Origin of the sequence: Marinobacter sp. X15-166B, assembly GCF_001752365.1 — a bacterium.
Taxonomy (GTDB): domain Bacteria; phylum Pseudomonadota; class Gammaproteobacteria; order Pseudomonadales; family Oleiphilaceae; genus Marinobacter.
Map to the genome: position 1 here is coordinate 3,080,062 of NZ_MEIY01000001.1, position 25,456 is coordinate 3,105,517.

Genomic DNA, 25,456 nt, shown 5'->3' on the forward strand with positions numbered 1-25,456 from the left:
AGCCAGAAAGCTGGAGGTCAGTATGACGACTCCTGTTCGTCTCGACGATGCGTTAGTGCAGCAGGCTGCAGCGGAAGCACGGATTAACCGGCGCTCGACCCCCAAACAGATCGAGTTCTGGGCGGAGATTGGCCGGGCCATTGCCGCCAAGGTGAGCGCCGAAGATCTGATCGCGATCGCGCAAGGCATCCGCCAGGTCAAGGTGGAAGCGGTCACCCCGGCACCGGTGACCAGTGAGGATATCTGGGCGGAGGTAGACGCTGTCCGTGAATCCGGTGAGCTGTCCCGGACGCTCGCCCGGGGCCGTACGCTGTATCAGGCCTCGACAGAACACCCCGGATATCTGGAGGCACTGCACCCCGGCGGCCAAAAAGTTATCGGCAGCTTTAAAAACGGTCAATTCGAGCCTTTGAATGACCGCGATGACGCCGCCTGATCTGTGGCTTCTGGCAGGCGGCAACGGGTCGGGCAAGTCGACCTTCTATGAACGTTTTCTGCACGCTAAACAGATTCCTTTCGTCAATGCGGATCTGTTTGCCCGCACCCTGTGGCCGGCAGAGCCCGAAAAGCACAGTTACGAAGCGGCCTTGATTGCCGAAAAGGAACGGATTCGGCTGCTTGAAGAACGCCACAGTTTTTGCTTCGAAACGGTGTTTTCCCACCCATCCAAAATCGATTTTGTCGCCACCGCAAAAGCTGCCGGCTACCGCGTGCGGGTGTTTTATTTTCATTTGCAAACCCCCGATCTGAATGCCGCACGGGTGCACTCGCGGGTTGCCGCCGGGGGGCATCGGGTGCCTGAAGACAAGATCCGGGCGCGGATTCCACGCACCCTGTACAACGTCAGGCAGCTTGTGGGTCTGGTGGACGAGCTGTTTCTCATTGATAACTCCAGTCTGGACACGCCCTATGTGCGCATCGCCTCCTGGCAGCAGAGTGACTGGGTTACCCACCGCTTGCCATTGCCAGACTGGGCAAAGGAGATCATGGCCTGAGCGCCCCGGCGGGGTTAGGCCGGGTAACCGGTGATGGCCCGGATGCGGTGATACAGCGGCTGCAGTTGCCGGTACATGCTCAGATACACCTGCCGGTACAATTGATCGTAAAGCCGGTGCGCATCCGGGTGCGGCTCGAACACATCCCCGGTGCGGGTCATCGCGGCCACAGCGGTGTCAAAATCGGCGTGCAGTCCCAGGCCCACTGCGGCGGTGATGGCCGCGCCCAGCCCGGAGGTTTCGTAGGTATGGGGCCGTGCGGCGGGCATGCCAAAAATGTCCGCAGTTAACTGCATGGCCACGTTACTCTGGGAGCCGCCGCCGGCCACCCGCAGGCGCCGGATGGGCACACCGCTGCGTTTTTCAATGCGCTCCTTGCCTTCACGCATGGCATAGGCGAGGCCCTCCAGAATCGCCCGGTAAATATGCGCCCGGGTATGGACATCACCAAAGCCGATCATGGCGCCTTTGGCTTCCGGCCCCGGTTGCCGGGCGCCGGGGGTCCAGTAGGGTTGCAGCATAAGCCCCATGGAGCCCGGGGGTACCGCACGTACAAGCTCATCGAACAGCACTTCCGGTTCAATATTGCGTGCTTCGGCCAGACGCTGCTCGGGCAGTCCGAACTCCCGCTTGAACCAGCTGACCATCCAGAAGCCCCGGTAGACCATCACTTCGGTGGAATAATGATTGGGCAGGGCCGCCGGGTAGGGCGGCATGAATCGGATGGGCTCCACGTAGCGTCTGCTGGTGGTGTTGATGGTGGCGGTGGTGCCGTAACTCAGGCAGGCCGTGTCGGCAGACACACTGCCCGCCCCCAGAATCTCACAGGCTTTATCGGACGCGGCGGCAATAACCGGCAGGCCCTGGGGGCAGCCAATGTGGGCGGCGGCCTCAGCGGTCAGCTGACCCAGACGGGCCCCCGGTGCCACCAGTTCGGGTAGCATCGACGGCAGTACCGGCAGCGCCTGCCATCGAAAATCACCGCGCCTGGCCCAGCAATGCCGCCGGTAATCGAACGGCAAGTAGCCGACCTGGCTGCCGGTGGAATCCTTGAATTCTCCGGTCAGCCGGTAATTCAGGTAGCCCGACAGCAGCAGATAATGAGCGGTATTGGCCCAGATGTCCGGCTGGTTCTGCTGGATCCAGATTGCCTGGGTCTGTTCACGAAAGTGCTGGATGGTTGCTTCCAGACGCAGTGTTTTGAACGCCACCCCCCACCACCCTTTTATCGGGGTGTCGACATCCGCACGGCGCTGATCCAGCCAGAGGATGGCAGGACGCAGCGGCTTGCCGTGTTTGTCCAGATTGATCACGGTGCCGCGCTGGGTGGTGACGGTGACGCCGACAACCTGCGAGGGGTGGGCGCGGGTGGATCGCCACAGGGTGGCGCACGCCCGCCCCAGGTTGTCCCAGAAGTATTCGGGGTGTTGCTCGGCCCAGCCCGGCTCGGGGGAAAAATAGGGTTCAATCTCCTGCTTGCCTTTGCCAATCAGTGCACCTTGCGCGTCAAACAGCAGCGCACGAATGCTCTGAGTGCCGTGGTCGATGGCCAGAATCAGCCCTGATTGTTTGCTCACGATGAGTTTTCCGGGACTGAATAGGCCGCACGCCAGATGTGCAGGTACCGCTCGCTCTCTTGGTGCCAGCGTTCATCACTCCAGCCCAGTACCGGCTGGCAATGGCGCCGGATTTCCGGCAGCAAGGCCTGGGCACCGTAGGGCAGCAGCAGCCCCACCCGGGTGCGCCTGAGCAGCAAATCATCCAGATGGACCACACTGCCGTGGGTGGCCGCCCAGATGAGTTCAGCCCACAAGGTCGCGGTGGTGCCCACGGTCATGCCGAGGCTGGTGGTGGGCACACAGGCCAAAACCTGGGGGAACAGTTTGCCGTAAGAGCCACGCAGGTGTTTCCAGCTGTGGCGACCGATTTTGCTGGTGTTGGTCAGCACCGGGGGCTTTCTGAACAGCCGGGCGGATTCCTCCCGCAAGGATTTGGCGTCCAGATAGGGCAGGCTGCGGGTCAGTACCTGCCGGGCAATCTGCCGGAAGGTGGTGAGCTTGCCACCGGTCACGCTGATCAGGCCCTGATCGCCCCAGATAACGTGTTCGCGGTTTTCTTTGGAGGGGGCCAGCCCTTTGCCGGAACTGACCACCGGACGTACCCCCGCCCAGGTGGACAGAATATCCCTCCGTGATACCTCCAGACCGGGGAACAGGGTGCTGGCAATCCGCAGCAGATAATCGATTTCGTCGTTGCTGATGCGGGGTTCGAGGTTCAGGTCGGCGGTATGGTCGAGATCGGTGGTACCCAGAATGGTTGCGCCCAGCCATGGAAAAGCAAAGACCGGGCGGCGGTCGTCCGGGTGCAGCAGGGAAACACAGCAGGAAATCGGCAACACCGAGAAGGGGATGACCAGATGACTGCCACGCAGGGGCCGGATGGAGGGACGCTGGGTGCGGTCATCGCACAGGTCGCCGGCCCATACACCGGTTGCGTTGATCACCACCGGGGTGCTGACCTCAAACGACGTACGGGTGGCACCGGCAGCGTCTTGAAGGGTAACGCCGCGCACCCGCTCGCCGGTTTTCTTAATGCCAACGGCTTGCAGGTAGTTGATGCACACCGCGCCGTCACGGGCGGCTTCTTCCAGTAAACGTTGTACCAGCCGGGCGTCGTCGGTGACCGCATCCACAAAGCTGCTGGCACCGGTCAGGCCGTCAGTAATCAGCCCCGGGGCCCATTGACGGGTTTCCGCCGGCGTAAAAAAGCGCCGGGATGACTGGCCGGCAAGGCGGTCATACAGTCTCAGCAGCAGGCCCATCGTACGGCGGCCGGGAAACTGGCGGCGGTAATGGGGCATTAAGAAACGCATCGGGTCGATCAGGCCCGGCGCTTCGTGAAGCAGCCGTTCCCGTTCCCGAACGGCGTCCCGGGTCAAGCGCAGGCGGCCGCTGCCCAGGTAGCGCAGACCGCCATGCACCATTTTCGAGGAGCGGCTGGAACTGCCCCAGGCAAAATCGTGCTGTTCCACCAACAGGGTACGTAAACCGCTGCCGGCGGCTTCGCGGGCGATCCCCGCACCGGTTATGCCGCCACCGATGATCACGATATCAAACCCGCTGGCATCCTCCTGGATGTGGGTCAGACGTTCTTCACGGGATCTGAAAACCACGCCGGTCCTCCTGTTATGTGACGGTTGCAGTCAGGGTCAATGGGTGCCGCCGTTCGGGTCTGGCGGTGTGCTGAGCAGGGTGTCCGGATTCAGCAAACCTTCCGGGTCGAAGGTGTGGCACAGATTGCGGATGGCGAGCATGCCCAGCTCGCCTTTTTCCACCGCCAGATAGGGCGCGTGATCCTTGCCAACCCCGTGTTGGTGACTGATGGTGCCCCGATTGGCGACGATCAGCGCCGAGGTGGAATGCTTCAGTGCGTGCCAGCGTTCCAGGGTCTGCTGGTAGCTGTCGGCTGCCCGGAATACGTAAGTGGTGTAGATCGAGCTGCCCTGACTGTAGAGGTGGGACAAATGGGAGAACACGTGCACCTGCTCGGCGTCATCGGCAAGCCCGGCGCGCAGGTTGGTCTCTATGGTGTTCACCAGGTGGTCCAGGTTGTCCCAGTCGGTGGCGGTTTCCAGAGTGTCGACCACGTAGCCCCGCCGCCAGAGCGCCTCGCGCAGGTAGGGCATGGTGAACCGTTTTTCGGCCCATTTGTTGCCGAGATGGGTACCGGTGTAAACACCGTTGAAGCGACGGCAGATCCGCCGGGTTTCATTCAGCGCCTGGGCGCACTGGCTGCGTGACCCCGTGGTACCGAAGGTCATCAGGCATTTCCGGTCCTTCGCCCCGCGAAACGCCAGCACCCGTTCGAGGGCACCGGTGAGACGGGGCCGGCCCGCCAGGGCCAGCTGGGTTTGCGTTTCTTCGGGGTTGCTCAGGCGCAGCATGGACAGCGCGACTTTGTTTTGCACCAGGGTGCGGGTTGCGGCCCGGGCCCGGTTCCAGTCCGGAAAGAAGACCGCGTAGAACTGCTCACGCTCGGGCAAGGCCGTGACCCGGACCTTGACCTCGCTGATCAGGCCAATACGGCCTTCAGAACCGAGCACCATCTCCCGAATATCCGGGCCGGCACTGGAAGCGGGCAGACTGGGGATGTGCAGCGTGCCCCGCAGGGTTTCGACCCGGCCGCCGGCAAACAGTTGCTCGATGCGGCCATAGCGCAAGGATTGCTGTCCGCTGGAGCGGCTGGCCACCCAGCCGCCAAGGGTGGACAATTCAAAGGACTGGGGGAAATGGCCGAGCGTATAACCCTGGGCGCGTAATTGGGATTCCACCAGGGGGCCTGGTGTGCCGGCTCCGAAAGTGGCGATCTGGCTTTCCGTATCCAGATCCAGCAGGCGGTTCATGGCGCCCATGGCAACGGTAAGCACCGGAGTGTCACCAGCTGGTGGATTGATGTGACCGGCCACGCTGGTGCCGCCGCCGTAGGGGATCACTGAGAAGCCATGTTGATGGGCCAGCTGCAGCAAGGTTTGCACGTCTTCCGCAGTCTCCGGAAAGGCGACGCCATCCGGGAAGCTGCCGAACTTCCCACTGCGCATGGCCAGCCAGTCGGGCAGGCTCTGACCCCGCGCATGACGCACCCGGGTTTCGGCGTCCGTGCGGATCAGCGGATGTTGCGGCAGCCGGCTTGTGGGCACCTGTTGGCACACCGATGCCAGACTGGCGTCGGTCAAGGGTCGGCCGGGGCCGATCCGGGCTGCCAGAAACTGGCCACCCGGCCTGGGTAACTCGACGTTGACCTGCTCATCCCCCCAGCCGTTCCAGCGTCTCATCGCACTGCCTCCTGCAGGTTGTGGTGTGACCAGCACCGTTTACAGCAACGTGCTGATTTTGCGTAAAGATTGGATAGTGTTGATTGTAACGGTATTCTCATGCATTACATCATCCGAACCGGTACCACACAGGACAATCATGGCTCAAACCCCGACCACCCGACAGCGTGTGCCGCAGGGCACTGTACCAGCAGGCTTTCAGGTAATACACGCCAACCGGCTGGAAGATCTGCGCGAGTTGGTTGTCGAGGTGATCCGCCAGTACCCGCTGGCGCCACTGGCCCAGGAAGTGTTTCTGGTGCACTCCAATGGCATCGCGCAATGGTTGAAGCTGGCCCTCGCGCGGGATGACGACGACCCGCAACTGGCCGGCCTGGGCATTGCTGCTGCCATGACCTTCTCGTTACCGTCGCGTTTTCTGTGGCAGGTGTACCGGGCGGTCCTGGGCAGCGCCACGGTGGCCGTGTCCTCACCCTATGACAAAGACAACCTCACCTGGCGTCTGTTTCGACTGCTGCCAGAAGTCATTGACCGACCCGGCTTTGCGCCCCTGGCGCGTTTTCTGGAGGGCGCCGAAGGAGACCGCAGACTGTATCAGCTGGCCGAGCGTGTTGCGGATCTGTTTGACCAATATCAGGTCTACCGTGCCGATTGGCTGGAACAGTGGCGTGACGGTCATGATCTGATCCCGGTCGCGGGCAGCGACCACAAGCCTGTCCCGGAAGATCAGCTGTGGCAACCGGCGCTGTGGCGCCAGTTGATCAAGGATATTGAAGCGGCCCCCCCCGCCGGTGGGAACCCGGGGCTGGACAATGCCAGCCGTGCGGATATCCATAACGCCTTCGTCCGGCAGGCCGGCTCGTTGCGCCCCGACAACCGGCCTGCGGGCATACCCGAGCGGATTATTGTTTTCGGGGTGTCTTCTTTACCCCAACAAACCCTGGAGGTACTGCGGTATCTGGGGCAGTGCAGTCAAGTGCTGCTGTGCGTCCACAACCCGTGCCAGTTTTATTGGGCCGATATTGTCGAAGACCGCCACCTGCTGCAGGCCGCCAATAAACGCGGCAAACAACGGGCGGGCATGCCTGCGGTACTCGACGAGCACAACCTGCATTTGCACGCCCACCCGCTGCTGGCGGCCTGGGGCAAACAGGGGCGGGATTACATCCGACTGCTGGATGAGTACGACAACCAGGCGGACTACCGCCACTGGTTCAGCAGTATCGATGTCTTCTCCAGCCCGGTCAGGGACCCGCAGTCAGCGACGTTGCTGCAGCAGGTGCAGGACGACATCCTGAACCTGCGTCCGGTGGCGGAATCCGTACAAACCCATTGTGCCGTCGCCGCCGGCGACCGCTCCATTGTGTTTCACATCGCTCACAGCCCCCAGCGTGAAGTCGAGATACTGCACGATCAGTTGCTTGCCGCTTTCAGTGCGGACCCTGAATTGAAACCCCAAGACATCATTGTGATGGTGCCGGACATTAACGCCTACGCCCCTCATATCCAGTCGGTGTTCGGGCAGGTGGACGGCGCCGATCCCCGGTACATCCCATTCACCGTCTCGGATCAGGGGCAACGCCACCAAATCCCCGTGCTGATCGCCCTGGAAATACTGCTGAGCCTGCCGGAATCCCGTCTTTCGGTGAGCAACGTGCTGGATTTGCTGGACATTTCTGCGGTAAGACAAAGGTTCAACCTGGCGTCCGGGGATTTGCCACAACTCCACGAGTGGATCCGCGGGGCCAACATCCGCTGGGGGCTGGATGGTCGTCAGCGCCACGCCCTGGCATTGCCCGATGGTATGGAGCAAAACACCTGGCATTTTGGTCTGCAACGCATGCTGTTGGGTTATGCGGCGGGGGAGTCCGCAGCCTGGCGGGGCATCGAGCCTTACCCCGAAGTGGGCGGTCTGGAAAGCCGGCTGGCCGGTGAGCTGCATGAGCTGGTGCGCCGTTTACAGCAGTGGTGGCAGACATTGAGCCAACCCCAGACCCCGACCCAGTGGGCGCGGCTGTTGCGGGATCTGCGCGGGGAGTTTCTGGCTGATCTGGACGAAGAAGACAGTCTGGTGCTCAGCCGGCTCGACGGTGTCGTGGAAACCTGGTTGACGGCCTGCGAAAGTGCCGGTCTGGACAACACACCGCTGCCGTTGGTGGTGGTCCGCGAGGTCTGGCTGGGAGGGCTCGAACAGGGTGGGTTGAGTCAGCGGTTTCTCGCCGGCAAGGTTAATTTTGCCACCCTGATGCCGATGCGGGCGATACCTTTTCAGCGGATCTGCCTGCTGGGGATGAACGACGGCGACTACCCCCGTACCCAGCCGGCCATGGACTTTGACCTGATGGCCGCAGACTACCGTCCCGGCGACCGTTCCCGTCGGGAGGACGACCGATATTTGTTTTTGGAAGCGTTTCTATCTGCAAGAAAACAGTTTTATATCAGCTGGATAGGGCGGAGTGTTAATGACAATTCTGAGAGGCCGCCGTCCGTTCTGGTGGCCCAGTTGCGGGACCATCTGACCGCCATCCACCCGGTGGAGGCACAGCGCGACACGCCAGCGCTGGCAGCACGCTTAACCACCGAACATCCATTGCAACCCTTCAGTCCCCGCTATTTTACCGCCGACGCAAAGGGCGCGGGTGAGGGGGAGCTGTTCAGCTACGCCAGTGAGTGGCGCCAGGTGCACGTGCGTGCCGAGGAGGCCGCAACCATCGACAGCCCGCCACCACCTCTGGCCGGATTGCCTGACGGGTTTGCGGACACCCCGATGGCACTCGCGACCGTGATTCGTTTTCTGAGAAACCCCGTCGATGCCTTTTTCCGGGAACGGCTGGGGGTGCATATGACCCCTCTGGAAGCACGGGCGGACGATGACGAACCGTTTGTCCTGGGTGGTCTGGAGCACTGGACACTGACCGACGAACTGATTCGGCAGGTGATTCATAAACCCGCCGCCGGAGATCTGGCTACCCACTTGTCGGTGCAACTGGACTATTGGGTCGATCGCCAGCAGGCGCGGGGTGAATTGCCTTTCGGCGGCATCGGCCAATTGCAGAAAAAACGGTTGCAAAAGGACTTGCCGGCGCTTTATGAGCGCTACCATGAGCGGCTGGCCCAGTACCCACAGGAGGTGGAGCTGGAATTGTACGCCGATGCGTTCGACTACGGCGGCCAGCGGATTCAGCTGGAAGACTGGGTGGGGGGAATCAGGCGGAGCCCAAGCGGGGATCTGGCGATCATTGAGCTGAAAACCAGCGGCCTGACCACCGATAAGAACCAGTACCGCTGGTCGCACTTTCTGGAACCCTGGGTACGACATCTGGTGGCTTGTCAGATTTTACCCCAGCCCTGTAACACGTTTTTGCTCAGCAAGGCCGGTGACCTGACGCTGGCGCCGCTGCCCTCGGCCCAGGCACGAGAGTACCTGAGTGGCTTGCTGATGGCGTTGATTACCGGGATGGCGCAGCCTTTGCCAGTGGCCCCCAACACCGCGTTTGCGTGGCTCAGTGGCCAGCACAAAGGCGATGACAAGGCGCGGGCCGACGCGCGGGCGGCCTATGAGGACGGTTACCAGACCCGTGGGGAAGTCAGTCGGTCGCCGGCTCTGGGCCGTGCTTACCCCACCTTTGAGGAGCTGATCGCCGGTGGCGGGTTTGAGCACTGGGTGGATGTCCTTTACCGGCCTTTGTGGGACTGGGTCAAGAGCAACACGGCTGCAGGCAAGGGAGGTAAACGGTAACCATGGCCGATAATCTGGATGTGCTGCGTTTCCCGATAACCGGCAGCCGGCTGATTGAAGCCAGTGCTGGCACGGGAAAAACATTTACGATCGCCCTGCTGTATGTCCGCGCGGTGCTGGCCCATGGTGAGATTGCCCGGGTGGGCCGCAGTCTGGCCCCCAGTGACATTCTGGTGGTCACCTTTACCGAAGCGGCCACCGAGGAACTCCGTGACCGGATCCGCCAACGGCTGGCGGAAGCAGCCGGTGTTTTCCGCCAACCGGCGCACCCGGACCCGGCAGGGCAGGTTAACGGCGATCCCCTGTATGCGCTGCGTGACAGTTACGACCCGGACTCCTGGCCGGCGCAGGCGCGCCTGCTGGAACTGGCGGCGGAGTCCATGGACGAAGCCGCGGTGCACACGATCCACGGCTGGTGCAACCGGATGCTGAAAGAGCACGCCTTCGACAGCGGCGGGCTGTTCAGCCAGACCCTGGAAACCGACGAAAGTGAGCTGGTCGCGGAGGTTACCCGGGATTACTGGCGTACCTTTGTCAGCCCCCTGGATGAAGACGCAGCGGGGCTTTGGTTGCAGGCGATACCCACGCCGGAGGCGCTGCAGACGGCCGCCTCAGGGTTGAAGAAATACCTGGGCCTGTTGCCCGCTGCCACCCACACACCGAAGGAACTGCTGGGAACTCTCGTGGCGGCGCGCCGCCGGGTGTTCGCGACGGCGCGGGCCGAGCTGCCCGCCAACGTTACAGACTTCACCGCCATTCTGGCTGAGGCGCGCAACCGCAAGGCCTTCAACGGCAGCAAACTGCGCAGCAACCACGTGGAAAACTGGCTTGCCCGACTGACCGAGTGGGCAGAGGACCATGAACTGACCCCGCCGGATCTGAGTGACGCCGCCTGGAACCGGCTGAGTCGTGCGGGCATGGAGGACGCCTGGAAATCCGGGCCAGCGCCGGGTGACCATCCGTTGATTGCTGCGGTGGAACAGCTGCAGGCGGTGTGCGCGACCCCCGTGCCCGCTGAACAGCTCAAACTCCATGCCTGTGGGTGGATTGCCCAACGGCTGGAGCAGGAAAAGCTGCGCCGGGCACAGATGGGGTTCGATGACCTGCTGACCCGCATGGACCGGGCGCTGCATGGCCCCAATGGGGCCCGCCTGGCAGCCCGGCTGCGCAGTCAGTTCCCGGTGGCGATGATTGACGAATTCCAGGATACCGATCCGGTGCAGTACCGGATATTCGACCGGATATACGAGCTCAAGACTAACGACTGCGCAAGCGCTTTGTTGATGATCGGCGACCCCAAGCAGGCCATTTACCGGTTCCGGGGGGCGGACATTTTTACCTATCTGCAGGCCCGGGAAGCGACCGTTGGGCGTCACGCCACTTTGCCGAAAAACTACCGCTCCGCCAGTGCCATGGTCGACGCCAGCAATCAGGTCTTTGGCTACGCCGAAAAATTCGCCCACCGGGGTGCGTTTTTGTTCCGCGAGCCGGACGGGGCGGGGCATAATCCGGTGCCCTTCAGTCCGGTGGAAGCCAATGGTCGCGAGGAGACTCTGGAGATCGAGGGCCGCGAGGTTGCGGGGATCACCTTCTGGACGGACGCCACCGTGGCCACCAAAGAGCGGGTCCTGGCGGATACCGCTGCCGCCTGTGCCAGTGAAATTGTGCGTTTACTGACTCTCGGGCAGGCGGGGCAGGCGGGGTTTCGCGCAGCCACCGGCACGCTGACCCCGTTGCGGTCAGCGGATATTGCCATTCTGGTCAACAACGGCACCGAGGCCCGCCACGTTCGTGCCGAGCTGGACCTGCGTGGGGTGCGCAGTGTGTATTTGTCGGAGCGCTCGTCGGTGCTGAAAACCCCTCAGGCACGGGACCTGCTGTACTGGCTGGAAGCCTGCGCCGAACCGGAGCGGGACCGTCCGGTCCGGGCCGCTCTGGCCACCGCCACCCTGGGGCTGAGCTGGCAACGACTGGATCATCTCAACCGCAATGAGCTGGCGTGGGAAGAGGAAATCGAGTTTTTCCGCGCATTGCAGCGGGTCTGGCAGCGTCAGGGGGTGTTGACCATGATCCGGCGGTTACTCAACCGCTTTGAGGTCCCGGCGCGGCTGCTGCGGGATAACGACGGTGAACGGCGCCTGACGGACGTTCTGCACCTGGCGGAATTGTTGCAGCAGGAGAGCCAGCATACCGATGGGGAGCTGGCACTGATCCGCCGGTTCGAAGACATGCTGCTGGAGGCCCGGGCCGGCGCCGACGCCCAACAAATGCGCCTGGAGAGTGATTCGGATCTGGTTAAGGTAGTCACCGTGCACAAATCCAAAGGGTTGGAGTACCCGTTGGTGTTTTTGCCCTTTGCCACCAACTGCCGGCCGGTGACACGGAGAGACGCCCCGTTCGAATGGCACGACAGCGAGGGGGTGCCGCAGCTGTCCTTTGACCCCACTGACGACGCGCTGGTGGCCACGGATCAGGAACGGCTTGGCGAGGATATACGAAAATTGTACGTAGCGCTCACCCGGTCCCGATACGCCACCTGGGTGGGTGCCCCCCTGTTCAACGGCCAGGAATTGCGCAGCGCACTGGCCTATCTGGTGGGCGCGGATGAACACACCACACTTGCACAGGGTATTGCCGCACTGGGGGAGGGGAAGGCCGCGCTGGCAGTCCAGCCTTTCCCGGCTATCGGCGATGCCGTCTACATCCCGCCACCGGCACCACCCGTGGGCTATGCCCGGGTGCCGCAACGTCCGGCCCGGGATAACTGGTGGATCTCCAGTTATTCCGCCATCCCATACCGAACGGATGACCGCGGCCAACAAACGCTTCCAACCCGGCCGGAGATCCCGGAGCCGGAAACACCCGAAGCGGCCCGGCTGCGCGAGGAGAACGAACCGGCGCGACCGAACTGGCCCCAACCCATTGTGCACCCCGCCGAAGGCACCGCAGATCTGCACGGCTTTTACCGCGGCGCAGGTCCCGGTACCTTCCTGCACAACATTCTGGAGTGGTGCGCCAACCTCGGCTTCCCGGCCGTGGCCGACCATGGGGAGGCGTTGCAGGACACCCTGCGCCTGCGTTGTGAGGGACGGGGCTGGGCACCCTGGGCGGAGCCACTGACACACTGGACCCACGGCTACCTGCACACCCAGTTTGCCTTGCCGGGGCCAACGGCCGAGCCCCTGGCCAAAGCGAGTCTGGCGGAGCTGCCACAGGCCATTCCGGAACTGGAATTCTGGCTGTCCAGCGCAACGGTGGATGTGACCGCGCTGGATACCGTAGTGCGCCGGTATACCCTGACGGCCTTTGATGACAGCGTTCGCGCCCGGCGTCCGATTGCGGATGCTTTACAGCTCAATGGCATGCTCAAGGGGTTTATCGATTTGGTGTTTGAATACGGCGGGCGCTATTACGTGGCCGATTACAAGTCCAATTACCTGGGGCCGGACGACAGTGCCTACACCCGCAACGCGATGGCGGCTGCGGTGGCCGATAAACGTTATGATCTGCAGTACGCACTCTATTTACTGGCCCTGCACCGGCTGCTGCAATCCCGGTTACCGGATTATGATTACGACCGTCACATTGGCGGTGCACTGTGCCTGTTCCTGCGCGGCAGCAGCGCCGAAACCGCCGGTGCACACGTGGACCGTCCCGGGCGGGCGCTGATCGAAACCATGGATAAACTGTTCAAAACAGGACGCTACACCGCAAAGGGTGAGATGGCGCAGGAGTCGTTATTATGAGCCCAACCGAACCGGCGAGCATCCGGCGGGAGCAATCTGCCCTGCGCAGCACCGCCTCACTCCTGGCGTTGCTGGATGAATGGGTGGCCATGGGGTGGTTGCGTTCACTGGACGCGGCACTGGTGCGATTTCTGGACCAGCAGTCACGGGAGGCAGACGCACCGGCACCTCCGTTGTTGTTGCTGGCCATTGCGCTGGCGTCCCATCAGCTCGGCCGCGGTCATGTCTGCCTCGATCTGATGCTGATGGAAGCGTCGGGGTTTAACGACAGTCTGTCGCTGCCGCCGGAAGATGAAAGCGCGCCAGACCGGCGCCTGCTGCCCTCGGATGTGCTGGCGGAAGTGACCGGGGCGGATTGGGAGCATGCCCTGACCCATGATCTGCTGGTGGCCGATGGGACACTTCCCACCCCGGACTCTGCCAATACCCCGCTGGTGCGCAAGGGGTTGCGTCTGTATCTGCGTCGCTACTGGAATTACGAACAGCAGGTCTTTGCGCGGATGACCGCGAGGCTGAACGCATTGCCCGCCATGGTCGCCGCCGACAGTGCCCGGTCCAGGCAGCTGCAGCAGGTGCTGGCCCGGTTGTTTCCGTCTTTACCGGCAGACGCCGGCCCCGACTGGCAGCGGATCGCCTGTGCCAGTGCGGCCCGGCATCAGTTCAGCATCATCACCGGAGGGCCGGGGACCGGCAAAACCACCACGGTGATCAAACTGCTGGCGGCGCTGCAAAGTGTTACCCTGGACACTCACCAGGGGCGGCCGTTGCGCATCCGGCTGGCGGCGCCTACCGGCAAAGCCGCCGCCCGGTTGAACGAATCCATCACCGGCGCGGTCGCCGGTCTGAATCTGGAGGGGCTGGCGGATGCCGCCCGACTGCGGACGGCCATTCCGACGGAAGTAACCACCTTGCACCGATTGCTGGGCAGTATCCCGGGCTCACGGCAATTCCGGCACCACCGGGACAACCCGCTGGTGGTGGACGTGTTGGTGGTGGACGAGGCTTCCATGGTGGACCTGGAGATGATGGCGCGCATGCTGGATGCCCTGCCGGCACAATCCCGGCTGATTTTGCTGGGTGATAAAGACCAGCTTGCGTCCGTCGACGCCGGCGCTGTGTTGGGAGAATTGTGCCAGCGTGCGGCGCAGGGGCACTACACCCGGGGCACCGCAGACTGGTTGGAGGAGATCACCGGCTGCCGGCTGCCGGAGAAGTTTGTCGATGCTCGCGGTATGGCGCTGGATCAGGCCGTTACCATGCTGCGCACCAGTCACCGCTTCGGCGCAGACAGCGGTATCGGCAAGTTGTCGCAGACGGTCAATCAGGCGTCCGCGGCCACCGTGGCGCAGCAGGTTCGGGATGTTTTGTCGGCCGGATACGCTGATCTGGCGTATGTTGCCCTGCCGTATGCTGCTGCCACGGCCGTGATCAGCCAGCATTGCCTGTCTGGCGGCGCGGGCCGGTTTCCCAACGGCGGTGAAAACCGCGTCAGTGCCCAGGGTGCCATTGACGCGCCCTGCGGGTACCGCCATTACCTGACGACGATGAAGAACACCCGTCCGCTGCTCAGTGCACCCAAACGCGATTGGGATGCGTGGGGCGCGGCGGTGTTGAAGGCGTACAATCATTTTCAGCTGCTGACCGCATTACGGCGCGGCCCTTACGGGGTGGAAGGGCTGAACCAGACCGTCATCGAGGCTTTGTACCGGGCCCGGCTGATCCCCCAGACCACCGGCTGGTTTCCCGGCCGTCCGGTATTGGTCACTCGAAACGACTACAGTCTGGGGCTGATGAACGGCGATATTGGCATCGCACTGAAAATTCCGGCCTGGCAATGGGTCGACGGGCATCCGGTGGTGCGTGATGACAGCGAGGTTATCCGGGTGGCGTTTCCTGCGGGTGACGGTTCCGGAGGGGTGCGCTGGGTGTTGCCCAGCCGGCTGCACAGTGTGGAAACGGTCTACGCCATGACGGTGCATAAATCCCAGGGGTCTGAATTCATCCATACCTGCATGGTGTTGCCAGAACGCATCAACCCGGTGCTGACCCGGGAACTGGTCTACACCGGGATCACCCGCGCCAGATACTGGTTCAGCCTGCTGGTGGCGGACAACCGGGTGCTGGATCAGGCACTGGCCAGAACGGTGAACCGCACGTCGGGGCTGGGTGAGTTGATGTTCGGTGGGGCATCAGCGCAGTGAATCCACCCGCAGCCGGTTATACAGATCAGTCCACCGGCTGAGCCGGTCGGCCCCGCCGAGACGCTGATGGTTCTTGTTCGCCTGGCTGAGCCAGAGACCTTCGCCGTTAAAACTGTACACTGGCTCGAGATCCGGGCGCTGGGAGGCCGGTTTGATCTCATTGATCAGATTATCGAGGATCAGCGGGTCCGCATCGGGGGTGGGGTACCAGGCCAGCACCATATGGGCCTGATTGTATTCGAGCGCCTTGACGTAGGTGATGCGCATCTGGTCGTCCGGCACGCCCATGGACTTGAGGGTGAGGTATTTGGCAATGGAAAAGTCTTCACAATCGGCGCCGTTGGTGGCCAGCATCTCCACCGGTGTGGCCCAGTAGTCTTCCTGCCCCCAGTGTTTCAGGTCACTGATGAAGTGGACACGGTTAAAAAAGGAATTCACCAGTTTCAGCTGGCCTTCCACGGGCGCGTTTACGGCGGCGGTGTACAGGGATTGCCAGGCGATCAGCCGTTCCCGGGCCTCGCTGCCATACTCGGACTCTATCTGGGCAAGCAGGGTGTTGTTCAGTTCAAAGGCCGACAGCAGGGAGGTAACCAACAGCAAACAGAGCGGGATGGTACGAACTGGCAAGCGACGAACCCGCGGCTGTGTCATGGTGCAAGCCTCAGTTGCTGTTGTTTCGCAAACGTTGGCGCAGTTCATCGAGTCGTTGCCGGATTTCTTCCCGGCGTTGGTCGCTGCCCACAGGGGCGGCGGGGCGCTGCACGGCGGCCGGGCTTGCAGCTGGCGCCGGTTGCCGGACGGGTAAACCGGCCTCTCGTTGTTGCTGGGTTACCGACAGGGTCAGCCCACGGCGATTGTCATCGTCGGGGAAATACAGGTTTTCCAGTTTGCCGGATCGGTCAATGACCACCCGACTGGCATGCACGGCACGCAAGATGGCGTTACCCGGGAGTTCGTGGCCGACCAGATAGACTTCCGTATTGCCCCGGTCGTCTTCGATCAGCGCACTGCCTGGAAAGTCCCCTTCGGTGGCCAGCACCCCGCGCAACGACAGCCGCAGGTTGGTTGGCGGCAGGTTTTCGGTGTTGACGGCGGTTTCCGGGGGGGCGCTGGTGGCGGTGCCGAACAGGGGCACTTCCGCCCACCGGATGGCGGGAGGGGGGCTTACCGGCGGAACGACCCTGGCGGTGTGTCCGTTAACCCCGGGGGGCGTCAGGAGAGCGCCCTGCCACCACAGATAGCCCTGCCAGCCCAGGGTCGCGACCATGGCAACTGCTAGCAGGGCCGCCATCAGGGCGGGGATTCTGGCGTCGATAACCGGCATTATGATCCTTGAATTTCGTGCAAAAGCAGCATCTGGTCAAACATTTAGGGGGATTCCCCGGCTCGCAGTATAGTGTATAGAATTATCCGGTGGTTCTGTATCCTGTGGTAAGTTATGAGCGCGGATCGCATGACCTGAAACACAGGGTGCAGTCGATAACAAAAGTAATTGATTGAGCGAGAGTCCAGCTTGAATCCAGATACCGACATTCATGAGCGAACTGCGTCTGTAGAGCGATTGCCGTTCGCGTTTGCCAAGCGCAATGGGGTGATACTCACCCGGGATGACCACAACCAGCCGGTGGTGCTGGTGCGCCCGGGGGCCGGTCACGCCGCATTGGCCGAGGCCAACCGGATCAGTGGCGGGCGGGCCAGATTTACCACCATCGACCCCGAAGAATTCGACGCCGCGCTGAACACGGCGTATCAGAATGATTCGGCCGAAGCCATGCAAATGGTGGAAGGCATCGGTGACGATATGGATCTGGCGTCTCTGGCTGACTCGGTGCCGGAAACCGAGGACCTGCTGGAGCAGGAAGACGATGCCCCGATCATCCGTCTGATCAACGCCATACTCACGGAAGCGGTCAAAACCGGGGCCTCCGACGTGCACATTGAAACCTATGAGAAACGTCTGGTGGTGCGTTTCCGGGTGGATGGGGTGTTGCGCGAAGTGGTTCAGCCCAAGCGGGCGCTGGCGCCTTTATTGGTGTCCCGCATCAAGGTGATGGCAAGGCTGGATATTGCCGAGAAACGGGTCCCACAGGATGGCCGGATTGCCCTGCGGGTGGCCGGGCGTGAAGTGGATCTGCGGGTATCCACCATGCCTTCGGCCAACGGGGAACGGGTGGTATTGCGCCTGCTCGACAAACAGGCGGGAGCGATTCGGCTGGAGTCGCTGGGCATGTCTGCTGCGGATCTCGCCATTCTGCGTAAACTCATTCACCGTCCCTATGGCATTCTGCTGGTGACCGGGCCTACCGGTTCCGGTAAGTCCACCACCCTGTATGCGGCGCTGCAGGAGATCAACGACCGCAGCCGTAACATTCTCACCGTGGAAGACCCCATTGAGTACAACCTGCCGGGTATTGGTCAGACTCAGGTGAACACTAAAGTGGATATGACCTTTGCCCGGGGGCTGCGGGCCATCCTGCGTCAGGACCCGGATGTGGTGATGATTGGTGAAATCCGGGATCTGGAGACCGCCGAAATTTCGGTGCAGGCCAGTCTGACCGGTCACATGGTGCTGTCGACATTGCACACCAACACCGCCGTGGGTGCGATTACCCGGTTAATGGACATGGGCATTGAGCCTTTTCTGATTTCGTCCAGTCTGGTGGGCATCATTGCCCAGCGTCTGGTGCGGGTGTTGTGCACGGAATGCAAGGAGGCGTACACGCCCACCGCCGAACAATGCGACTTCATGCAGCAGGATCCGGACAACCCGCCCACCATATACCGCGCGGTCGGCTGCACCGGGTGCAATCAGCTGGGTTATCGTGGACGCATCGGTATTTATGAAATGGTGGAGGTGTCGGAAGAAATACGCGGGCAGATTCACCGGCGCGCGGGTGAGCTGGAGTTGGAGCATGAAGCCCGCAAATTCAGCCCCAGTATCCACACAGACGGTGTAGCTAAAATTCTCAGTGGCGTCACCTCGATAGAAGAAGTACTGCGTGTGACTTACCGGAGCCGATAACATCAATGCCAGCATTCGATTACAAAGCACTGGATCTTAAGGGTCGGCAAAAACGGGGGGTCATTGAAGCCGACAGCGCGCGGGCGGTGCGTCAGGCGTTGCGCGATCAGGGCCTGGCGCCCCTGTCGGTCGAGCAGGCGCGGGAACGTACCTCCCGCACCCGCCTGTTGAGCAGCCGTGGCAGTCTGGGTGCGGCGGATCTGGCGTTGATCACCCGCCAGTTGGCCACCCTGATCCAGGCCGGTATCCCCATAGAACAAGCCTTGTCGGCGGCCGCCCAACAAACGGACAAACCGCGCATCAAAAGCATGATGATTGCGGTGCGCTCCAAAGTGTTGGAGGGTTACACTCTGGCGGACAGTCTGGGAGACTTTCCCCGGGCCTTTCCTCGCCTGTACCGCTCAACGGTGGCGGCAGGAGAACACGCCGGACACCTGGATCTGGTACTCAACCGGCTGGCGGATTACACCGAAAACCGCCAGGAAGCGCGTCAGAAAATACAGCTGGCGGCCATATACCCCATTATTCTCAGTGTGGTAGCCATTGCCATCGTGATTTTCTTGCTGACCTACGTGGTGCCGGACATTATCGCCGTGTTTGTCAAACAGGGGCAGGAATTGCCCGCCCTGACGGCGGCCATGCTGGCAGTCTCCGACTTCCTGAGCAATTACGGGGTGTACCTGCTGGCAGTGTTGCTGCTGCTGCTGGTCGCTTGCCAGTACGCCTTGCGCCGGCCCGCCAACCGACTGTGGTTCCACCGGAAGTTGCTGAACATGCCACCGTTCTCGGGTATGGTGCGCGGGGTCAATACCGCCCGCTATGCCAGTACCTTGAGTATCCTGACCACCAGCGGTGTGCCTCTGGTAGAGGCGATGAAAATAGCCGGTGAGGTGCTGTCCAACGATTTCCTTCGGCAGGAGCTGCGGGGCGCGGCCCAGAAGGTGAGCGAAGGGGGCTCCTTACACCGTTCGCTTGATCAGACCGGCTACTTCCCGCCAATGATGCTGCACATGATCGCCAGTGGCGAGGCCAGCGGTGAGCTGGACAGTATGCTGGAGCGCACCGCACGCATGCAGGAAAACACCCTGCAAGCCAAAATAGCGGCGCTTGTGGGTCTGTTCGAACCGATGATGTTGCTGGTTATGGGGGTGGTGGTGCTCATTATTGTGCTGGCGATCATGCTGCCCATATTGAATATGAGTAACCTTGTCGGTTAACCGAATGATTTTATGCAATAAACGAGACACCTACGATGACTAATATCAAGCATAGCTATAAGTACGCCCACCGCGGTTTTACCCTGATTGAGATCATGGTGGTGATGGTTATTCTCGGCTTACTGGTAGCAATCGTTGCACCGAATATTATGGGGCGCAGCGACCAGGCCAAAGTAACCGTAAGCAAAACCCAGATGCGCAACATCGCCAACGCCCTGGATCTGTACCGGCTGGATAACAGTCACTACCCGTCAACCCAGCAGGGCCTGGAAGCCCTGGTCAGACGTCCCAGTGGCAACCCGGAACCCAAAAACTGGAATCCGGATGGCTACCTCAAAAGCGTCCCCGAGGATGCCTGGGGGAACCCCTACCAGTACATCAGCCCCGGGGTGGAAGGCCCTTATGACTTGTACTCTTACGGCTCCGATGGCCGTGAAGGTGGCGAGGGTGATGCGGCGGATATCAGTATCTGGCAGATTCAAAACTGACCCCGATGAGCGCGTCTCCACGGACCCATGGGGGCTTTACCCTGATCGAAATTTTGGTCGTGCTGGTGGTGGTCGGCTTACTGGCGGCCTTGGCGGTCGCTAATCTGGGGGGCAGTGCCCAGAACCGGGAATGGGAGAACGAGGTCCGGGAGATTTACCTGCTTATGCAGACTGCGGCGGAACAGGCCATTCTGAATAACGAGGAGCTGGGTTGGCTGCTCGAAGGCAACAGTTATCGTTTTGTGCGGTTCGATGACCAGGCCACGCGCTGGGAAAAAGCGCAGGAGCGGTTGTTCCGGCCCCGCAGCCTGCCTGAGTGGCTGGTATTGACCCCGCAGGTGGAAAGCGGCCTGCCAAGGCTGACCACCCGCGAATCCACCCTGCGCCCCGATGTGGTGTTTTTTTCCAGTGGTGAAACCACCCCCTTTGAGTTGCAGGCCACGGTGGGTCGGGACACCAGCCGGGTACATCGCATTGTCGCTGACGGGATCGGCGGACTGGAATGGCTCAAACCGGGTGATGACGAGGCCGACCGGTGAATTGCAAGTACGTACTGGCTCCAGGCAAGGGATTCACGCTGATTGAAGTGCTGGTGGCCTTGCTGGTGTTCAGCCTTATCGCTTCGGCCGCATCGCAAGTGGGTAGCCAATACATCAACAGTTACCAGACCGTCCGTGACAAAACCCTGGCCGCCTGGATTGCAGAAAACCGGATGAACGAGCTGCGCCTTGCCGAGACATTTCCCACCCTGTCCGAAACTTCCCGGGATCTGGATTACGGCACCGACCGCTGGCTGATTGCCACCGCAGTGAAGGGCACGCCCGAACCGAGCATTCGACGCATCGACATCACCGTGTCCCGCTACGCGGATCTGGCGGGTGAACCAAGACCGGTGCATACCTTGTCGGGATTCATCGGAGCGCCGCCATGACCCGGCAGTCCGGATTCACCTTGATGGAAGTACTGATCGCTGTGACCATCACCGCCGTTATCGGCCTGGGAGTGTGGCAGGTGATGTCCAGCGTCGTCCTGTCCCGGGACCGGGTCGACGAAGTGGCCGGAGAGTTCAACCGGTTACAGCAAACCTGGCTGATGATTGAGCGGGATATCGGTCAGGTGGTGAATCGTTCGGTGCGCAACATGTACGGTGACAGCGAGCCGGCGCTCACCAGTGTGCACGGGGATTTTTCGTTGTTGCTCACCCGTCAGGGCTGGCGCAATCCTTTGGGTGAGAAACGTTCGGAACTGCAGCGCGCGGGCTATGAGTTCACCGGCGACGAATTGCGTCGGCGCTACTGGCTGATGCTTGATCAGGGGCAGGATGACACGAGCCGCGACCAGCTGCTGCTGGGCAATGTCACGGGCTTCGACATCCGCTTTTTGAATGAAGGTCGCAGGTGGGTCTCGCAATGGCCAACGGAAGAGGCCATGAACAACGTCGGTCTGCCAGGAAGCCGCTCAGCGACGCTCAGCCTGCCCATGCCCCTGGCGGTGGAAATCACACTCACCCATGAGCGTTTCGGTGTCCTGACACGGCTGTTTACCTTGCCGAATTTCAGCAAGCGGGCCGCTCAGCGGGTTATCAGCGCTGGCAATGTGGCTCCGGTTCAGGCTCCGCCGCCGGACGAAGCCGATGCTGCCTCAGAACCTGACGGAGCGGCACAGTGATCAGGGTGGCGCGTACCGTGCACCGGCAGCAAGGGGTGGCACTGATCATGGTGCTCCTGGCAATGGCGCTGGTCGTTATGCTGGTCAGTGGCATGACCCAGCAGCAGTCGGTCCGGGTATTTCGCACGGGACATTATCTTGCGCAGCAGCAAGCACTGAGTATCGCCCTCGGCAGCGAAGCCTTTGCCCAACAGGTGTTGATCAAGGATCTGGAACAGGACAAGGAAGACGGAACGCTGGTTGATAGCCCCGATGAATTCTGGAACCAGTACGCTGCAGTGCTGCCGGTTGATGACCGGGGAGTTGTTGAAGTGCAGATTGACGATCTGGGGGGGCGCATTAATCTGAATAATCTGGTCAACGCGACAACTGAAGCGCAACAGCTGACCCGCAAACGGGTCGCGCGCTTGTTGGAGCTTCTGGACATCAGCAGTGTGCACGTCGAAGCCCTGATCGACTGGGTAGATGCGGATGATCAGACCATAAACGCCTACGGTGCTGAAGACGGCGTCTATCTGCAACAGGATCCCCCTTACCGCGCGGCCAATCAACCGTTCGTTAATGTGAGTGAATTACGGTTGATTGATGGTATGACGGAAGACGCTTACCAACGGCTGTTGCCCCACGTTACCGTTGTGCCCGTGTCGGGGCTCGGGATCAATGTTAATATGGCCAGTGGGCCGGTGTTGCAGGCGCTGGATGAACGGCTGACGGCGCAGCAGGCAGCGGCTATTCTGGCTAAGAGGAAAGAGGGGCGATTTGAGAGCCTGGTGGATTTTCTGGCGTTGCCCGAGTTTGCCGGACTGGGGATGACGGCCGCGGGCTTATCCCTGCAAACTTATTTTTTCGAGGTTGTTTCACAAATAACCTATGACGATCGTACCACGAGTCTGGTGAGCCTGATGTTTCGGAACCCCGAAGAAAACGAGGTGTTGACCGTTCAGCGGGACTCTGGCCAAAAGAACCGTATTACCAAACAACCGTTCGCCGTTCCCGAAGGCTAATCCAAGGACATTCATCCCTATGTCATACCACCTTTACGTTCGGCCAGAATCCTTGCCCACGGTCGATCCGGCTGCCAGCTACCCGGTGCCGCGGTTTGACTGGGTGCTGCTGGATGCCAGTGGTGCAGTGATTGCGCGTGGCGAAGGGGAGGGTCAAAGCAGCATCGAGCAGACTCTGGCGCAGAATGCGCTTACCAACGTGCGCCTGATCGGTTTGATTCCTGCCGACGAGGCGGTTTTATGTGTGGCGCAATTGCCCGCGAGGCAAACCCGCTATATCCGTCAGGCGCTGCCGTTTGCCGTTGAGGAGCAATTGGCTCAGGATATCGAAACCGTCCATCTGGCGCTGGGAAAACGCATTGGCGATAGCGGTTATCGGGTTGCCGCGATCGATCACCAGAAAATGGCCCATTGGTTCGAGCTGTTCTCGGGCTGGTCCCAGCTGCAGCTGGAAGCGCTGTATCCGGATGCAAGCCTGCTGCCGATAGAACAGCAGGAGTGGAGCATTTGCCTCGATGGCCCGGTCGCTCTGGTTGCCAACCGCAGCGGAGAGTGGCTGCGGTTACAGGTGGGCAATCTGCCGTTGATTGCCGATAACCTTGCGACCGGGGTCACAGAAGAGATCGCCACCGAGCGGGTGACCCTGGTTGGTTCGTCGGAAGACCTGAGCCGGCACTCTGCCACCATCACCGCGCTGGCGGCGTCTGGAACTCTAGAACTGCAGCAGAAAACACTGGAAGTGACGGCATTAGAGTTGTTGGCAATCGCCCACCATCAACGACTCTGCGACCCGGTGAATTTGTGTGAAGGGCCTTACAGCGTGGTCGATCGCAGCCGATCGCCCCTCCAGCCCTGGAAACCAGCCATCGCAATCGCATGCCTCTGGTTCCTGGTCCAACTGGGTATTGAAGCGGGTATGGGGGTCTACCAGCAGCAACAGGCGCAACAATTTGAGCAGCAGGCAATGGCCCTGTACCAGCAGTCGTTCCCGGACGACCGGCGCACCCACAGCGGCAACGTCAGGCGCGTTGTGGAGGGGCAGCTCCGGCAGCTGGGTACCAGTGGACAGGAGGCCGACTTCCTGACCCTGCTGAAATACGTTGGCCAGCAATACACCCGGTTGCCGGGTAAGAATGCCGTCACTTTCAACTCGCTTAACTACAGTCAGGCGAGGGGCGAGCTGGTGGTGGATCTACGCGCAGACAGTTTTGACAAGCTCAATGCGTTGCGCGGCGCACTGGTGAACACTGGACTGGAGGCGGATATCGGCTCAGTCGTGAATGAATCAAGCGGTGCCCGTGGCCGTCTGACCATATCCGGAGGTTAAAGTTTTGGTTAACAAACTAAAGAGGTCCAGATTGCTGCAGCAACTGACCGCCCGGTTTGATCAGCTGCCCAGACGTGACCAGCAGGCGCTGACGATATTAATGGTAGCCCTGGTGTGCGCCGCGGTTTATTTTCTGATCTGGCGACCGGTGGCGGACTTTAATGACCGCGCCGAAGCAGACCGGATCCGCGCCGCGGAACTGCACAGCTGGATGCAGACCAATCAGCCCGCCCTGCAAAGGCTGGCTCAGATGCACACCGGGGCCACCGCCGCATCGCATATTGCTGATAGCCGCGGGTTGATGTCAACGGTTACCCGCAGCGCCAGAGAGTCGGGTCTTGCGCTGAGCAGGTTCGAACCCAGTGGCGACAAAGCCATGCGGGTGTGGCTTGAAAATGTCAGTTTCAAACAGGTTGCGGCCTGGCTGGAATTGCTGGGAAAGGAGTATGGTGTAGTGGTGGGACAGGCTGCTTTTGACCGCCGGGAGACGCCCGGTATGGTCTCGGTGCGGCTGACCTTGAACATCTGATTGCATGACCGGGGTATCACAATGAGGGGTGATGACATGGCACACGGATCGATCGTTCGTCTGGATGAAACTGCACTCAATGAAGCAAAGTCGGTCCTGTATCAGGCGTATCGGCACGAACCCACCTTCCAGTATTTGTTCAACCACCGGCAAGCGGGCTATGAGCAGCGCGTCCGCGCGACTATTCGGGAGTTGATCACTCTGTACCTTGAGCTGGGGCAGGATGCCATCGGCATCCTGTCAGGCGAAACCCTGGTGGCCGTCGCGTTTATAGGCAATCCTGATTTGCGTCTGGATCTGCCCAACCGGTTCAGTTGGCGTCTGCGGATGATGCTGACCGCCGGCTTTGCCTCGACCCAACGCTATATCGAATACCATGAGGCCATTCGCAAGTTATTGCCCAGCGAGCAGACCCACCACTTGCCCCTGATGGGGGTGCACCCCAAATACCAGAACCGGGGGTTTGGCCGGCAACTGCTGTCGGAAGTCGGCCAGTTATGTGCCGCCAGTCACCAGGGTAGCGGTCTGGTTCTGGACACTGGCAATAGTCACTATCTGCAATTTTACCAATCCGAAGGTTTTCGTAGTCTGGGACAGGTTAAGCTGGGCGATTTTGAAGATTATGTACTGTTTCGCGAAACAGCACCGACAGACGCTGTTTCAGAAGTGAGTTGATGAAGCAATTGATA

General features: G+C 61.2%; 20 protein-coding genes. 15 read left to right on the plus strand and 5 right to left on the minus strand.

Features of this window, described 5'->3' with window-relative positions; translation table 11 throughout:
• Positions 1-22: 22 nt before the first annotated feature.
• Together BG841_RS14555 and BG841_RS14560 are read left to right on the plus strand one after the other, a co-directional pair.
• Entirely contained in the window at positions 23-436 is a 414-nt protein-coding gene (locus tag BG841_RS14555) for a TA system antitoxin ParD family protein (RefSeq protein ID WP_070058307.1), read from the plus strand.
• On the plus strand, positions 414-995 hold the full coding sequence (locus BG841_RS14560; protein ID WP_070058308.1) for a zeta toxin family protein: 582 nt from the start codon (positions 414-416) through the stop codon (positions 993-995). The genes BG841_RS14555 and BG841_RS14560 overlap by 23 nt, the downstream gene beginning before the upstream one ends.
• 14 nt (positions 996-1,009) lie before the next feature.
• Here the strand turns inward: BG841_RS14560 and BG841_RS14565 are convergent, their stop codons facing one another.
• From BG841_RS14565 to BG841_RS14575, 3 genes are read right to left on the minus strand one after another with little or no spacing between them, the layout of a single operon-like run.
• On the minus strand, positions 1,010-2,572 hold the full coding sequence (locus tag BG841_RS14565; protein ID WP_070058309.1) for an FGGY-family carbohydrate kinase: 1,563 nt from the start codon (positions 2,570-2,572) through the stop codon (positions 1,010-1,012).
• A complete protein-coding gene (locus BG841_RS14570; protein WP_070058310.1) occupies positions 2,569-4,167 on the minus strand; it encodes a glycerol-3-phosphate dehydrogenase/oxidase in 1,599 nt (532 codons plus the stop codon). Before BG841_RS14570 ends, BG841_RS14565 begins: the two co-directional genes overlap by 4 nt.
• A 36-nt stretch (positions 4,168-4,203) precedes the next feature.
• Positions 4,204-5,826, minus strand: a complete 1,623-nt coding sequence (locus BG841_RS14575) for an FAD-binding oxidoreductase (protein ID WP_070058311.1) — start codon at positions 5,824-5,826, stop codon at positions 4,204-4,206.
• A gap of 139 nt (positions 5,827-5,965) precedes the next feature.
• Here BG841_RS14575 and recC point away from each other — a divergent pair, with 139 nt between their 5' ends.
• Genes recC through recD form a run of 3 tightly spaced genes read left to right on the plus strand, consistent with a single transcriptional unit; the run spans position 5,966 to position 15,512 of the window.
• A complete protein-coding gene (recC, locus tag BG841_RS14580; RefSeq protein WP_070058312.1) occupies positions 5,966-9,565 on the plus strand; it encodes an exodeoxyribonuclease V subunit gamma in 3,600 nt (1,199 codons plus the stop codon).
• Positions 9,566-9,567: 2 nt separating this feature from the next.
• Positions 9,568-13,311, plus strand: a complete 3,744-nt coding sequence (gene recB, locus BG841_RS14585) for an exodeoxyribonuclease V subunit beta (RefSeq protein WP_070058313.1) — start codon at positions 9,568-9,570, stop codon at positions 13,309-13,311.
• A complete protein-coding gene (recD, locus tag BG841_RS14590; protein WP_074454374.1) occupies positions 13,308-15,512 on the plus strand; it encodes an exodeoxyribonuclease V subunit alpha in 2,205 nt (734 codons plus the stop codon). Before recB ends, recD begins: the two co-directional genes overlap by 4 nt.
• Here recD and BG841_RS14595 read toward each other — a convergent pair.
• Together BG841_RS14595 and BG841_RS14600 are read right to left on the minus strand one after the other, a co-directional pair.
• Complete coding sequence (locus tag BG841_RS14595) at positions 15,501-16,163, minus strand: transglutaminase-like cysteine peptidase (RefSeq protein WP_070058314.1); 663 nt, start codon at positions 16,161-16,163, stop codon at positions 15,501-15,503. The two genes, recD and BG841_RS14595, sit on opposite strands and share 12 nt — an antisense overlap.
• A 10-nt stretch (positions 16,164-16,173) precedes the next feature.
• The gene (locus BG841_RS14600; RefSeq protein WP_070058315.1) at positions 16,174-16,836 is read right to left on the minus strand and encodes a type II secretion system protein N; all 663 of its coding nucleotides are present in this window, start codon (positions 16,834-16,836) and stop codon (positions 16,174-16,176) included.
• 189 nt (positions 16,837-17,025) lie between these two features.
• Here BG841_RS14600 and gspE point away from each other — a divergent pair, with 189 nt between their 5' ends.
• The 10 genes from gspE to BG841_RS14650 are packed head-to-tail and all read left to right on the plus strand — an operon-like array spanning position 17,026 to position 25,442.
• Positions 17,026-18,534, plus strand: a complete 1,509-nt coding sequence (gspE, locus tag BG841_RS14605) for a type II secretion system ATPase GspE (RefSeq protein ID WP_070058316.1) — start codon at positions 17,026-17,028, stop codon at positions 18,532-18,534.
• 5 nt (positions 18,535-18,539) lie between these two features.
• Positions 18,540-19,751, plus strand: coding sequence for a type II secretion system inner membrane protein GspF (gene gspF / locus BG841_RS14610; protein WP_070058317.1), 1,212 nt, complete (start codon positions 18,540-18,542; stop codon positions 19,749-19,751).
• Between the two features lie 35 nt (positions 19,752-19,786).
• Complete coding sequence (gene gspG / locus BG841_RS14615) at positions 19,787-20,239, plus strand: type II secretion system major pseudopilin GspG (RefSeq protein WP_070058318.1); 453 nt, start codon at positions 19,787-19,789, stop codon at positions 20,237-20,239.
• Positions 20,240-20,244: 5 nt separating this feature from the next.
• Positions 20,245-20,778 carry a type II secretion system minor pseudopilin GspH gene (gene gspH, locus BG841_RS14620; protein ID WP_070058319.1) on the plus strand — a complete coding sequence of 178 codons (534 nt, stop codon included), beginning with the start codon at positions 20,245-20,247 and terminating at the stop codon, positions 20,776-20,778.
• The gene (gene gspI, locus BG841_RS14625) at positions 20,775-21,170 is read left to right on the plus strand and encodes a type II secretion system minor pseudopilin GspI (RefSeq protein ID WP_228141674.1); all 396 of its coding nucleotides are present in this window, start codon (positions 20,775-20,777) and stop codon (positions 21,168-21,170) included. The genes gspH and gspI overlap by 4 nt, the downstream gene beginning before the upstream one ends.
• A complete protein-coding gene (gene gspJ / locus BG841_RS14630) occupies positions 21,167-21,907 on the plus strand; it encodes a type II secretion system minor pseudopilin GspJ (RefSeq protein ID WP_070058320.1) in 741 nt (246 codons plus the stop codon). Before gspI ends, gspJ begins: the two co-directional genes overlap by 4 nt.
• Positions 21,904-22,911, plus strand: coding sequence for a type II secretion system minor pseudopilin GspK (gspK, locus tag BG841_RS14635; protein ID WP_158007620.1), 1,008 nt, complete (start codon positions 21,904-21,906; stop codon positions 22,909-22,911). Before gspJ ends, gspK begins: the two co-directional genes overlap by 4 nt.
• A 19-nt stretch (positions 22,912-22,930) precedes the next feature.
• A complete protein-coding gene (gene gspL / locus BG841_RS14640) occupies positions 22,931-24,238 on the plus strand; it encodes a type II secretion system protein GspL (protein WP_070058321.1) in 1,308 nt (435 codons plus the stop codon).
• A 31-nt stretch (positions 24,239-24,269) separates the two neighbouring features.
• On the plus strand, positions 24,270-24,767 hold the full coding sequence (gspM, locus tag BG841_RS14645; RefSeq protein WP_228141675.1) for a type II secretion system protein GspM: 498 nt from the start codon (positions 24,270-24,272) through the stop codon (positions 24,765-24,767).
• A gap of 36 nt (positions 24,768-24,803) precedes the next feature.
• The gene (locus BG841_RS14650) at positions 24,804-25,442 is read left to right on the plus strand and encodes a GNAT family N-acetyltransferase (protein WP_070058323.1); all 639 of its coding nucleotides are present in this window, start codon (positions 24,804-24,806) and stop codon (positions 25,440-25,442) included.
• Positions 25,443-25,456: the final 14 nt, after the last annotated feature.